A 13,130-nucleotide genomic window follows, 5' to 3' on the forward strand; every position below is an offset into this window, starting at 1 on the left:
AGCGATATTGCGCGCGCCGCTCGGCGCGCGTGAAAAAGCCCGCCGCTCCGTCAGGATGCGGCGGGCTTTTTTTTATGTGCGCACTGTCAGTCGCCGCTGTCGTCGTCTTCGTCGGCGCCCTTGGCCGCCTTGCCGCGCTCGGCGTCGACGGCGCGCTGCAGGCTGGCCGCATCGCGGAAGAAGGCTTCCGTCGTGTGATTCGGGCTCAGGCGCAGTGCGGGCGGGTAGATCACGGACATGTAGGCCTCGTCGGCCAGGCGGCCGCTGATCTGCAGGTTGCTCAGCAGGATCAGGGTCGAGCCCACGATGGCCAGCACGACGGCCACGAGGCCGAAGCGGCGCGGATGCTGGGGTTTGATCGTGCACAAATGGTAGTAGATCATCACGCAGACAATGACGATGAACATATGCCGTCCGTAGCGCGTCAGCATTTCCAGCGACAGCGCATACGCGGCCACATTGCTGCCCAGTTCCCACACTTCCATGGCCAGCAAGCCGCAACCGATGATGAACAGGTGGCGGCCGAAGCGCGCCACATGGCCGAACAGGCGGTTTGCCACGGCCCAGATCGACGCCCACACGAGGCCGCCGGCCAGCGCGTAGGCGATGATCATCAGGTAGGAAATCGGGTCGAACGCATCCGCGTCGCCCAGCCAGTTGCTGAAGGCGGCCGAGGCGCCGATCATGGCCAGGCCGGCGATGGCGGGGCGCAAGCCTTCCCAGTCGTGCCGGGTGGTGTCGCTCAGTTCGGGCGCCACGCGATGGTCGCTGGCGCGCACGCGCAGGCGCGTATGGCCCAGGCGCACGATGCTGTTGCCGCTCAAGGCCACTTGCAATTGCCGCTGGCCCCGGTGGATCACGCCATTCTGGCTGCCCAGGTCGCGCAGCAGCAGGCCGCCCGCACCGTCGTCCTCGACGATGGCGTGGCGGGCTGCCGCATGCGCATCGTCGAGGATGAAGTCGTTGTCGTAGCCGCGCCCGATGTGGATCGGCAGCGCATCGATGCGCTGGCGCTGCTGCACCTCGCCATTCTCGGCCAGGATTTCAAGGTAGTAGGGCGGCTTCATGGCTTGCGCGCGCCGGTGGTGGCGGGCGCGCGCGACAGCGCCTCGAGGAAGGTGCGCGTGACGCGCATGCCGTTGGCGTAGGACACGCCGCGCGCGTCGATGCGGCTTTGCAGGCTCATGAGTGGCTCATCGGTGCTGGCGGCCAGCAGGGCAAAGTCGTACAGGCCGGTAAACTTGCGGTAGGCGCGCACGCACAGCACGGCGCGCAGGGGCAGGGTGGCGTTCTTGACGAACTGTTCGGTGCAATGGGGCCCCGTCAGGTGCACGCTTTTATAGCTGCCGAAACTTTCATTCTTGAACGAGGTACTGGCCAGCTCGGAGAAGCGCAGCGCGCCCAGTTCGCTGCTGCGCAGGAATTCGTGGCGCATCGACACTTGCCCCGTCTGCAGGGCGCCGGAGATGAAGATGGCCGATTCCATGGCGCAGCTGGTGTTGTCGAGCATATAGGGTTTGTCGGACTTGACGTTGGAGCGGCCCCAGCAGCGCATCTGGTCCGATTCGCGCACGGGCACGCGGTACGGTCCCATGGCTTTCAGGCTCAGGGGCGTGTCGAGCAGGCGCGCCAGCATGACTTCCTGGTGCGCCAGCAGCTGCGCCGTCACCAGCGGCTTGAAGTCTTTCGGCGGCTTGCCTTGCTGGGCCACCCTGGCCAGCAATTGCTGGGCATAGCGGGCCGGCACGAGAAAACTGACCAGTTCGCCATCGAGGCGCTTCGACACATTCACGCCGGCCACGTCGCCGCTGGCCGTCACGCTGGGGCCGCCGCTCATGCCGGAATTGATCGGTCCCGTAAACATCAGCTGGTCATAGAAGCTGCGCGTGACGACGCCGTTGTACGAGCCTTCCGAGATGGCGAAGCCCAGGTCCAGCGGATTGCCCATCGAATACAGATACTGGCCCTGGGTCAGGGGCGCCAATGGTTCCGGCATCTTGAAAAAGCCCGTGCCATGGCGGTTCACGCGCAGCACGGCCAGGTCGTGCAGCACGTCGACGGCCAGCAATTCCACATTGCCGCGCTGGCCGCCCGTGTCGACCCATTCGCCCACGTAGGTGTCGGGATCGAGGGCGAATTGCGACACGACATGATAGTTGCTCACCACCAGGTCGCCCGTGCCGATCAGGAAGCCGGAACCCACGGACGATTGCGTGCGGCCATTTTTCAGCAGCACGCGCACTTGCAGGATGTCGGCGCGCGCGGCCGTGTACAGCTTTTGCGCGGCAGACGAGGGCGGCGGCAGGGCCGCATGTTCGGTGGCGGCGGGCGCGGCGGTGGCCGGCGGCGGCTTGATGGGGGGAGTCGAAGCGGTGGTGGCCGCGGCTGGCGAAGGCGCCGGGGCCGCGTGCGCGCCTGCGGCAGCGCACAGGCTGGCCAGCAGGAAGGCGAAGTTAGATAATTTCATGCATCCTTTGTGCGTGGGCAGGAGCGGGGCCGGCGCGGCGCGGCATCGCGCACGCGCCAGCCCGGGGGATTACAGGGCGCCGTCTTCCAGCGCCGGCGCCGTCTCCGGCGTCATCATGTGACCGAGCTTGCTTTGCTTGGTGTTCAGGTAGTGCTGGTTGAAGGCGTTGCGGTTGACCAGCAGGGGCACCCGTTCGGCCACCGTGATGCCCAGCGCTTCCATGGCGGCGATCTTGCGCGGGTTGTTCGTCATCAGGCGCAGGCTGTGGATGCCGAACTGGGCAAACATGGGCTTGCACAGGGTGTAGTTGCGCGCATCGGCCTTGAAGCCCAGCTGTTCATTCGCCTGCACCGTGTCGGCGCCCGCCTCTTGCAGGCGGTAGGCGCGGATCTTGTTGATCAGGCCAATGCCGCGCCCTTCCTGGCGCAGGTACAGCAAGATGCCGCGGCCTTCCTCGGCGATGCGTTTCAGGGCGCCTTCGAGCTGGGCGCCGCAGTCGCAGCGCTGGGAAAACAGCACGTCGCCCGTCAGGCACTCGGAATGCACGCGCGCCAGTACCGGTTCGCCGTTGCCGATATCGCCCAGCACCATGGCCAGGTGTTCCTTGCCCGTGGCGTGCTCGACAAAGGCGTGCAGGGTGAACTGGGCCCACGGCGTCGGCAGTGCGCAGGAAGTCGTGTAATCCAATTCGCCTGTCGCCAGGAGGTCTGCGCCGCTTTGCATGGTTGTGCTCATATAGGTAATTGTCAAAAATAAAAGGCGCGCCTGACCACTCCGGTGCCGGCGCGCCCTGTCATCATACCAAAAAGCAGGAGAAGCCATTTCCCCTGGCTGAGATTTGAAGGCTGGAATGCCTGGTGATATTCCTCTAATTGCGGCCGGATCCGCCTTTTGCAAGGCGGCTGGCCTTGCCGAAGCCCCGCTCCACCAGCAACAGCATGCCGCCGAAGATGGACAGGTTCTTCAGGAAATTCGTCAGCTGGTCCTGGATGTGGGCCGCGTCCGCGCTCCAGAACGCGTGGAAGATCACGGTGGTCGGAATCAGGAACAGCGCCAGGGCCAGCGCCGCCCAGCGCGCCTGCCAGCCCGTGATCAGCAGCAAGCCGCCGCCCACTTCCAAGGCGATCACGCCGACCAGCAGGATGTTTGCCAGCGGCAAGCCCTGGCTGGCCATGTAGCCGGCCACGCCCGCAAAGCCGCCGATTTTCAGCAAGCCCGAGACAAAGAACAGCACGCCAAGGGCGGCACGGCCCAGGGGCAACAGGATATCGGTATTGTTTTTCATGATGATTTTCTTTTTCTTTATTTGATTGATGCATTATTTAGGCAAGTCGAACAGCAGGAATTCCGCATCTTCCGCCTGGGTCAAGGTCACTGCCGCTTCCTGCGTCAGTTTCAGCGCATCGCCCGCTTTCAGTGGCGTGCCGTTGACCACCAGGCTGCCGCGGATCAGGTGCACATAGGCGAGGCGGCCTTCTTCCAGCGCATGTTTGGCCTGTTCGCCTTCCTGCAGGATGCTGGCGTAGATGGCCGCATTCTGGTGGATCAGCACGGAACCCTGGCGGCCGTCGCCCGAAGCGATCAGGCGCAGCTTGCCCCGTTTGCTGTCTGGCGAGAAATGCTTCTCTTCATAGCTGGGCGGAATGCCCGTCACGTTCGGCTGGATCCAGATCTGCAGGAAGTGCAAGCCATCCGTGTTCGAATGGTTGAACTCGCTGTGGCGCACGCCGCTGCCGGCGCTCATGCGCTGTACGTCGCCGTAGTGCAGAACGGAACCGGTGCCCATGCTGTCCTTGTGTTCGAGCGCGCCGTCGAGCACATACGAAATGATTTCCATGTCGCGGTGGCCGTGCGTGCCGAAACCCTGGCCGGGAGTGACCCGGTCTTCATTGATCACCAGCAAGGGGCCAAAGCCCATGTGCAGCGGATCGTGGTAGCTGCCGAAGGAAAAGCTGTGGTGGGAATTGAGCCAGCCGTGGTTGGCGGCGCCGCGTTCTTCGCTGTGACGAATCTGTAACATGGTGAACTCCGTTTCTGGTAAGTGAATGTGCGATAATTTCGAAGGACCGTTGCCTGGCACTTGCCGTGGCGCTGATTCTGCCCTTCGCTGTATGATGGAGAAAGTATAGGCGCCCCTGTCCAGAAAGAAAAACGGAAAATCTACCGTACTATGATCGAAAAAATCGAATGTTAAGACTGAGCCTGGAAGCCTTGCAAATCGTCGACGCCATCGACCGCCGCGGATCGTTCTCGTCGGCCGGCAAGGAGCTGCATAAAGTCCCGTCCACCATTTCCTATACGGTGGCCAAGCTGGAAGACGACCTGGGCGTGCAGGTGTTCCAGCGCAACGGTCCGAAAGTCATGCTGACGGCGGCCGGGCAGGAATTGCTGAAAGAGGGCCGCTATCTGCTGAAGGCGGCGCAGGACCTCGAGCACCGCGTGCGCAGGGTGGCGTCCGGCTGGGAAACGGAATTGTCCATCGGTATCGATTCCATGTTTTCCGCCGTGGCCCTGGCCGACGACGTGCGCGCTTTTTACGCGGTGGCGCAGCAGACGCGCTTGCGCCTGTCGCAAGACACCCTGTCGGGCACCTGGGAAGCGCTGCTGGACCGGCGGGTCGACTTGCTGGTGGGCGCGCCCGGCGACGGGCCCGCGGGCGGCGGCTATATCGCGCAGCCGATCGGCATGCTCGACTTCGTGTTCACCGTGGCGCCCACGCATCCGCTGGCGCAGGTGGCGGAACCCCTGTCGCGCGGCCACCTGCAGCAGTACCGGGCCGTGGTCGTGGCCGATTCGGCGCGCCAGATGGCGCCGCGCACCGTGGGCTTGTTGCTGGGGCAGGACGCCTTGAGTGTGCCCAACATGCAGGTCAAGTTCGACTACCAGGTGCTGGGGCTGGGTTTTGGCTTCCTGCCGGGACCGTGCGCGCGCGCCGCCATTGCGCGCGGCTTGCTGGTGGAAAAGGCCGTGGAAGAGCCGAAACCGTCGGAAACGTTTTACCTGGCGTGGCGTGTGGGCGAGGATGGCGCCGCGCTGCGCTGGTGGATGGCGCGCATGCGCGAACCGGATGTGTTTGCCCGCCTGGCGCTGCATCTGCCGGGCCGTGCCTGACGCCGCACCCAGCCATTCTGCGTAGGTCTTAAAATGTTGACATACGCCAACATTTTTAAGTTACCATATTCACAGTATTTCCAGTCTTTCCCGCCCGACCTCCATGCCCCATAGTGGGATTTTGATGATTACACACACTGCAGCGCTCCTGATATGTTCCCCCGACCTGGTCCTGGCGTGGGGTTGCCATGCTTGAGGCGAAGGTTGCGCTGTGCCTGCGCCTGGCCCAGGATGCCCGTGAACAGGCGGGGCCGCAGCAGGCCGCTACCCTGGCGCGGCTGCAGGAAGAGCTGGAACGGCTGCGCGGCGCCAGCCGGCCCGTGGTGCGCGTGGCGCCGCCCGACGCCTTGCTGGAAATCGACCCGGACGGCTTCCTGATTGGCTGGAACCATGGCGCCGAACAGATGTTCGGCTATTCCGAACTGGAAGCGCTGGGCCAGCACATCCTGTTTTTGTATCCGGAAGACGACGCGGAAGCGAGCGTGCTGGAGCTGCATTTCACGCAGGGCGACGTGGCCACCGACGTGCGCCGGCGCAAGAAGTCGGGCATGGTGACGTGGCTGCGCATGCACCGCCACGTGATCCACGACCAGGCAGGCAAGGGCTGCGGCATGGCCGTGCGCCTGTCGGCCATGAGCGAACCGCTGTCCGACGTGGACAAGGTGAGGTTGCACGCGCGCATCATCGAAGACAGCGAGCAGGCCGTGCTGATCACGGATGCGGAAGAGCGCATCGTGTCCATCAACAGCTCGTTTAGCCGCATCACCGGCTATTCGCCGGCCGAAGCCATCGGCCGTACGCCGGATTTGCTGCGTTCGGGCGTGCACGATCCCGATTTCCGCGCCAAGGTGCGCGCCGCCATGCGGGGCCACGGCTCCTGGCGCGGCGAGATCATCGGCAAGCGCAAGAATGGCGAGCTGTTCCCGCAAGACGTCACCATCAGCGTCGTGCGCGATGAATTCGGCGAAATCAGCCATGTGTTTTCCCTGTTTTCCGATATCTCCGTGCACAAGGATGCCGAGGCGCGCATGCAGCGCATGGCCAACTACGACAGCCTGACGGGCTTGCCCAACCGCTGCCTGCTGAACCAGCTGGTGGACCAGGGCCTGGCCGAAGCGAAGCGCCAGGGCACGCATGGCGCGCTGATGGTCATCGACATCAGCCGCATCGGTTCCATCAGCGACACCCTGGGCCATGAAGTGGGCGACCAGCTGGTGATCGCCATCGGCCAGCTGTTCCGCGGCGCCCTGCGCGACGCGGACATCCTGGCGCGCGTCGACAACAGCAAATTCGTCGTGGCCCTGCTGCATATCGAAAAGCGCGAGCACGCGGCGAACGTGGCGCAGAAACTGCTCAACCTGTTAGAGGCGCCGATCAATATCGATACGCACGCCCTGCACGTGGGCGCCAGCATCGGCATCACCGTGTATCCGGAAGACGGCCTGGAAGCGCCGGCCCTGTTCCGCTTTGCCGACGTGGCCGTGGCCAAGGCAGGGCAGACCATCGAATCGACCTTCCTGTTTTACCGCGAAGACATGAACCGGCGGGCCAAGGAGCATTTGCGCCTGGAAAGCGAAATGCGCCTGGCGCTGGGCGACAAGGAGCTGGAATTGCATTACCAGCCCAAGGTGAGTCTGGCCAGCGGCCGCATCGTGGGCGCGGAAGCCTTGCTGCGCTGGAAGCATCCGATGCGCGGCATGGTCTCGCCCGGCCTCTTCATTCCCGTTGCCGAGGAAACCAGTCTGATTCTGGAACTGGGCACCTGGGTGCTGGACGAGGCTTGCCGCCAGATCCGCAGCTGGGAAGACCGGGGCCTGCACATGCCGGCCATCGCCGTCAACCTGTCGGCGCGCCAGTTCGACGAGCAATTGCCGGCGCGCATAGCGGCCGTGCTCGAACGCTACCAGGTGCGGCCCGAGCAGATCATGCTGGAAATCACGGAAAGCCTGTTGATGCGGGGCGCCGACAAGGTGATCGACATCATGAACCAGCTGGTGGCCATGGGCCTGGCGCTGGCGCTCGACGATTTCGGCACCGGCTATTCCAGCCTTGCCTACCTGAAGAAATTCCCCATCAGCACTCTGAAAATCGACCGCTCCTTCGTCATCGGCTTGCCCTTCGAGGAAAACGATTGCGCCATCGCCCGCGCCATCGTCACCATGGCGCAGCAGCTGCGCCAGGAAATCGTCGCCGAAGGGGTGGAAACGGCCGAGCAGATGCGTTTCTTGCGCGAACTCGGTTGCGACCAGCTGCAAGGCTATCTGTTCAGCCCGGCCGTGCCGGCGTCGGAATTCGAAGTGATGCTGGGCGAGGGCCGGCAGCTGCGCCTGGAAGCGGTGGCGTAGCGCCTGGCAGCCTGGCCACGGCGCTGGCGCCGCACGACGGCGCGCTAAATGCGCAGCATCCCGCGAAAGCCCCGGCCCGCGTAATACGATTCGGCGCCATTGTGATACACGAATACCTGCTCATAGCGGCGGTCGCAGAACAGGGCGCCGCCCAGCGCCCGGATGCTGGCCGGCGTGGCTATCCAGCTCGAGGTTTTCCGGTCGAACGGTTCCAGTTCCTGCAGCTGGCGGTACTGCGCCTGCGTCAGCAGCTCGATGCCCATCGCTTGGGCCATGGCCATGGCGCTGCCGGCCGGCTTGTTGGCCTTGCGCGCGGCCAGGGCCGCCGCATCGAAACACAGGCTGCGCCGGCCGATCGGGCTTTCTGCCGAGCAGTCGCAAAACGCGATGGCGCCCGTGTCGCTGGCGTGCGCGATGACGTCCGGTTCGCCGCCCGTGTCTTCCATCTGCTGCAATACCGCCAGGCTGGCGGGGTGAAGGGCCAGCCGCGCCAGCACGCTGTCCCACGTCCAGCCCGGATGGCGGTGCATGTGGCGGCCGAAGCGCGCCTGCAAGGTGTGGATCAAGTCATCATGCATGGCGCGGCTCCCTGAAAGTGCAACGATATCGACGATATGGCCGATTATAGAACGCGATGCGTGCCAGCGGCGCTCATCCCAGCTTCACCTTTTCCAGCAGGTAATCGAGCATCACGCGCACCCTGGCCGGCACTTGCAGGCCCGGCCCCACGAAGACGGCGTGCACGAGTTCCCGGTCGCCCGGATTGTAGTCCTGCAGCACGGGGAGCAAATCGCCGTGCTCGATGTCGCGCAGCACGTGCTGGCGTGAAAAACGTCCCAGTCCCATGCCCGCCAGCACCAACTGGCGCATGCTTTCGCCATCGCTGACGCAGGTATTGCCCTGCGGCGCCACCTGCAGCGCTCCGCCCGCGCCATCGAGGAAGGGCCAGGTTTCGTTCTGGCAGCGGAAATTGAAGGCCAATAAATTGTGTCCGGATAATTCCTGCGGCGTGCGGGGCAGGCCGTGCTGTGCCACGTAGGCGGGCGACGCCACCACCAGCATCGGCTCTTCGCCCAGCTTGCGCGCCACCAGGTTCGATTCCTTCAGCTTGCCCGTGCGGATGGCGATGTCGGTGCGGTCTTCCAGCAAGTCGACGACGGCGTCGCTGACCACCACGTCGAGCACGATGTCGGGGTAGCGGCGGGCGAACTCGGGCAGGATGGGCAGCAAGTGGCGCACGCCGAACGGCACGAAACAGTTGATGCGCAAGCGTCCGCGCGGCGCCGCACCCTGCGCCGCTTCGCGCTCGGCCCCGTCGATATCGTCGAGGATGCGCTTGCACTGGATAAAAAAGGCGTCGCCCTCAGGCGTGGTATGCAACTGGCGCGTACTGCGCTGCAGCAAGCGTGTGCCGAGCCGCGCTTCCAGCCGGCTGACCAGCTTGCTGACGGCCGACGGCGTCAGGGCCAGGCGGCGCGCGGCGGCGGAAAACGCGCCCGTTTCCACCACGGCCACGAAGACGCCCATCTCGAATGAACGGTTGATGTCTTGCCGCGCCATTATTGAATCCATTTCACAGGTGTTTCCATTATTAGAGTCTATATCAAAAGTACTTCGCTCGATACACTGGCTGGCTTGAACCATTGCTGGAGCCACCATGACCACCATCACCCCTGATTCCACCGCCGCGGGCAAGATGCCGCCCGGCGTACTGGCGCTGGCCGTCGGCGCCTTTGCCATCGGCGTTACCGAATTTATCGTCGTCGGCATCCTGCCGGCCATCGCGAAGGATTTGCATATTTCCATCGAATCGGCCGGCTCGCTGGTCAGCCTGTATGCGCTGGCGCTGGCCATCGGCACGCCGCTGCTGGTGCTGCTGATGTCGCGCCTGCCGCGCAAGACAGCCTTGCTGGGCCTGATGAGCGTGTTCCTGGCCGGTAACCTGCTGGCCGCCTTTTCCCACACGTTCGAGCTGTTGCTGCTGGGACGAGTCATCACGGCCGTGGCGCACGGCACCTTCTTTGCCATCGGCGCTACCGTGGCGGCCAGCCTGGTCAGCAAGGAGCAGGCGGGCAGGGCGATTTCCGTCATGTTTGCCGGCTTGACCCTGGCCATGGTGATCGGCGTGCCCTTCGGCAGCTTCCTGGGCAACCTGATGGGCTGGCGCTTGCCCTTCTTTGCCGTGGTGGTGCTGGCCGCGCTGGGCCTGGCGGCCATGGCGCGCTGGCTGCCCGCTGGCTTGCAGCAAGGCAAGGGCGGCAAGGCCATGACGCAACTGGCGGCGCTCGGCAGCGGCCCCATCCTGACCATGATGGCCGTCACCACGTTCGGCTTCGGCAGCAGCTTTGCCGCATTTACCTTCATCACGCCCATCCTGACGGATGTGACGGGCTTTTCCGCCACCATGGCCAGCGCCTTGCTGATCGTGTTCGGCATCGCCACCTTTGCCGGCAACCTGGCGGGCGGCTACCTGACGAGCCACCTGGGCTGGCAAAAGGCCTTGCGCGTGATGCTGCTGTTGCTGGCCGCCACGCAAGTGGGCGTGGCCCTGAGCATCAGTTCGCAGTGGATGATGACGGTGATGCTGTTCGTGTGGGGCGTGTTCGCCTTCGGCCTGTCGCCCGCCCTGCAAGCCGGCATGCTGGCCACGGCCGAGCGCTACACGCCGCGCGCCGTCGATTTCGCCTCGGGCCTGAATATTTCCGCATTTAATCTCGGCATTTCACTCGGTTCCATGCTGGGTGCGCTGATGGTGTCGCGCCAGCTGATGGCGTCGTCGCCGTGGGCCGGCGTGGCCGCCGCGCTGCTGGCCCTGCTGCCGCTGGCCTGGCTGGCGCGCCGTAACCTGGCGTCGCACGTGGCTGGCGCGGCCGTGCATTGAGATTCAGGTATGCACGGCGGCGGCTGGCGCCGTGTTCTTCATGCGCTGCGCCATGTAGGAACTGCCCATCGATGCCGCCATGATCATGGCGATGGCCAGCCATTGCGCAGTGTCCAGGCGTTCGTCGAGCAGGATGAACGCCAGCATGGCGGCCACGGCCGGTTCCATGCTGCTCATGATGCCGAACGCTTGCGGCGTCAGCCGCTTCAGGGCCACCATTTCCAGCGAGATCGGTATCGCGCTGGAAATGAGCGCGACACCCAGGCCCACGGCCAGCACGACGGGCGAGAGCAGGGCGGTGCCGCTGTGCGCCACGCCCACGGGCACTACCACCAGCGCGGCCATGGCCAGACCCAGCGAGACGGAGTGTCCCGCATGCAAATGGCTGGCGCGCTTGCCGAAGATGATGTAGGTGGCCCAGCAGACGGCGGCCGCCAGCGCAAACAGCACGCCGGTGGGGTCCAGGTTGCTGATGTCGTGGCCTAGCGGCAAGAGCAGCGCCAGTCCCGCCACGGCCAGGGCCACCCAGACGAAGTCGAGCGGACGGCGCGAGGCCAGCAGCGCCACGGCCAGCGGGCCGGAAAATTCGATGGCCACGGCGATGCCGAACGGTATCGTGCGCAAGGCCATGTAGAAGCACAGGTTCGTCAAGCCCAGCGCCCCGCCGTACAGGGCCACCGTGCGCAGGTCGGCGCGGCTCAGCTGCCAGCGCCACGGGCGCCAGAACAGCAACAGCAGCAGCGCGGAAAAGCCCACGCGCACGGCCGTCGTGCCTTGCGCGCCCACCAGCGGAAACAGGCTGTGCTTGGCCCACGACGTGCCCAGACCCAGGCAGGTGACGGAGCCGAGGATGGCCAGCAGGGGAATCAGCGAGGAATAGCGGCGTAATGGCATGGTGATAAAAGGCTTGATATCGGAATGGTGAAAGTTTATTGTGTCTGATCCGATATTTGCACTCCATTTTGACCATCATGACGCAACTTTCGCTCACGCCTGCCCCCGCCCTCGATGCCTTCGACCTGGCCATCCTGGACATCTTGCAGCGCGATAACACGACGTCGCAGCGCGAAATCGCCCAGGCCGTGCACTTGTCGGCGCCGGCCGTGCAGCGGCGCATCCGCCGCTTGCGCGAAAGCGGCGTGATCCGCAACGAGGTGGCCGTGCTCGACGCGAGCCGCCTGGGCCGTCCCCTGATACTGACGGTGGAAGTGCATTTGCACGACGAGCATCCGCTGCGCACGGCCGGCATGCGCGCGCGCATCATGGCCGAACCGGCCATACAGCAGTGCTACGGCATCACGGGCGAGGCCGATTACCTGCTGGTGATCACGGCCAGCAGCATGGCCGAATACGAGGCGCTGACGGAGCGCCTGTTCGGCGGCGACGACAATATCCGGCGCTACCGCACTTCCGTGGCATTGACCTGTCTCAAGATGGGCTTGCACGTACCGTTGGTATAGCGCAAAGGCCACGCAAATGACCATCTCCAAAAAAACACTGGCCGCGGTGACGGCAGCCATGCCCGCCAGCATGGCTGCCGCCGTGGCCGGTCATGGCTGGGTGCGCGCCGACGGGGGCGCATCGGATGCTGCCGTCTACCGCCTGCAGGGCCAGGGCGCTGCGCCCGACCTGTACCTGAAGCATGGCGTGGAGGCGGCCGCCGCCGACATCGCCGATGAAATGGCGCGGCTGCGCTGGCTGGCGCCATACCTGCCCGTGCCGGCTGTGCGCCAGTTCGCCCGCGTGGCAGACCCGGAGCAGGCATGGCTGCTGATGACGGCCATGCCGGGCACAACGGCGTCCGCAGTGCTGGAAGCGAACCCTGCGCTGGGGCCCGCCGTGGTCGACGCGCTGGCGGCATTCCTGCGCCGCATGCACGCGGTCCCGGTGCGCGACTGCCCCTTCGATGCGGGCCATGCCCTTCGGCTGGCCCAGGCGCGCCAGCGCATCAATGGCGGCCTGGTCGATGCGGACGATTTCGATGCCGAACGGGCAGGCTGGACGGCGGAACAGGTGTGGGCGGCGCTGCACGGATCTCTGCCCTTCGTACCCGACCTCGTCGTCACGCATGGCGACTTCTCGCTGGACAATATCCTGATGCAGGAAGGCGCCATCGCCGGCTGCATCGACGTGGGCCGGGCCGGTGTTGCCGATCGTTACCAAGACCTGGCCATCGTCTGGCGTAGTCTCGGTGAGTTGGACGCCTCGCTGCAGCAAAGGTTGTTGCGGGCCTATGGGATCGTTGATGCCGATCAAGGCAAGCTGCAGTTTTACTTGCTGCTGGACGAGCTGTTCTGAGGACGAGCCGGCAGGCAGCCGCTTGCGC

Annotated in this window: 13 protein-coding genes; 5 read left to right on the top strand and 8 right to left on the bottom strand. The window is 64.9% G+C overall.

What is annotated here, in order from left to right; all coding sequences use genetic code 11:
- Positions 1-86: 86 nt before the first annotated feature.
- From VPH41_RS07180 to VPH41_RS07200, 5 genes are all read right to left on the bottom strand, one after another.
- Positions 87-1,067 carry an FHA domain-containing protein gene (locus VPH41_RS07180; protein ID WP_328569421.1) on the bottom strand — a complete coding sequence of 327 codons (981 nt, stop codon included), beginning with the start codon at positions 1,065-1,067 and terminating at the stop codon, positions 87-89.
- Complete coding sequence (locus tag VPH41_RS07185) at positions 1,064-2,467, bottom strand: S1 family peptidase (protein WP_328569422.1); 1,404 nt, start codon at positions 2,465-2,467, stop codon at positions 1,064-1,066. The genes VPH41_RS07180 and VPH41_RS07185 overlap by 4 nt, the downstream gene beginning before the upstream one ends.
- Positions 2,468-2,536: 69 nt before the next feature.
- Positions 2,537-3,190: a GTP cyclohydrolase II gene (gene ribA / locus VPH41_RS07190; RefSeq protein ID WP_070224093.1), complete on the bottom strand. Its 654-nt coding sequence runs from the start codon at positions 3,188-3,190 to the stop codon at positions 2,537-2,539.
- Positions 3,191-3,335: 145 nt separating this feature from the next.
- Positions 3,336-3,752 (bottom strand): DoxX family protein, encoded by a 417-nt coding sequence (locus VPH41_RS07195; protein ID WP_328569423.1) that lies wholly within the window; start codon positions 3,750-3,752, stop codon positions 3,336-3,338.
- A 33-nt stretch (positions 3,753-3,785) separates the two neighbouring features.
- A complete protein-coding gene (locus VPH41_RS07200) occupies positions 3,786-4,487 on the bottom strand; it encodes a pirin family protein (protein ID WP_328569424.1) in 702 nt (233 codons plus the stop codon).
- 167 nt (positions 4,488-4,654) lie between these two features.
- On the opposite strand from VPH41_RS07200, the gene VPH41_RS07205 reads away from it, so the two are divergent.
- Complete coding sequence (locus VPH41_RS07205; RefSeq protein WP_287773142.1) at positions 4,655-5,578, top strand: LysR substrate-binding domain-containing protein; 924 nt, start codon at positions 4,655-4,657, stop codon at positions 5,576-5,578.
- 188 nt (positions 5,579-5,766) lie between these two features.
- Complete coding sequence (locus VPH41_RS07210) at positions 5,767-7,923, top strand: putative bifunctional diguanylate cyclase/phosphodiesterase (RefSeq protein WP_328569425.1); 2,157 nt, start codon at positions 5,767-5,769, stop codon at positions 7,921-7,923.
- A 44-nt stretch (positions 7,924-7,967) separates the two neighbouring features.
- Here VPH41_RS07210 and VPH41_RS07215 read toward each other — a convergent pair whose 3' ends face one another.
- Entirely contained in the window at positions 7,968-8,501 is a 534-nt protein-coding gene (locus VPH41_RS07215) for a DUF4256 domain-containing protein (RefSeq protein ID WP_328569426.1), read from the bottom strand.
- 73 nt (positions 8,502-8,574) lie between these two features.
- Complete coding sequence (locus tag VPH41_RS07220; protein ID WP_328569427.1) at positions 8,575-9,495, bottom strand: LysR family transcriptional regulator; 921 nt, start codon at positions 9,493-9,495, stop codon at positions 8,575-8,577.
- Positions 9,496-9,580: 85 nt separating this feature from the next.
- Between VPH41_RS07220 and VPH41_RS07225 the strand changes: the two genes are divergently transcribed.
- Positions 9,581-10,804, top strand: coding sequence for an MFS transporter (locus tag VPH41_RS07225; RefSeq protein WP_328569428.1), 1,224 nt, complete (start codon positions 9,581-9,583; stop codon positions 10,802-10,804).
- A 3-nt stretch (positions 10,805-10,807) separates the two neighbouring features.
- On the opposite strand, the gene VPH41_RS07230 is transcribed toward VPH41_RS07225, so the two are convergent.
- Positions 10,808-11,698: a DMT family transporter gene (locus tag VPH41_RS07230; protein ID WP_328569429.1), complete on the bottom strand. Its 891-nt coding sequence runs from the start codon at positions 11,696-11,698 to the stop codon at positions 10,808-10,810.
- A 77-nt stretch (positions 11,699-11,775) separates the two neighbouring features.
- On the opposite strand from VPH41_RS07230, the gene VPH41_RS07235 reads away from it, so the two are divergent.
- Together VPH41_RS07235 and VPH41_RS07240 are read left to right on the top strand one after the other, a co-directional pair.
- Complete coding sequence (locus VPH41_RS07235; RefSeq protein WP_328569430.1) at positions 11,776-12,264, top strand: Lrp/AsnC family transcriptional regulator; 489 nt, start codon at positions 11,776-11,778, stop codon at positions 12,262-12,264.
- A 16-nt stretch (positions 12,265-12,280) separates the two neighbouring features.
- Complete coding sequence (locus VPH41_RS07240) at positions 12,281-13,102, top strand: APH(3') family aminoglycoside O-phosphotransferase (protein WP_328569431.1); 822 nt, start codon at positions 12,281-12,283, stop codon at positions 13,100-13,102.
- Positions 13,103-13,130 lie beyond the last annotated feature (28 nt).

The organism is Janthinobacterium sp. P210006, from assembly GCF_036231885.1.
GTDB lineage: Bacteria > Pseudomonadota > Gammaproteobacteria > Burkholderiales > Burkholderiaceae_D > Janthinobacterium > Janthinobacterium violaceinigrum.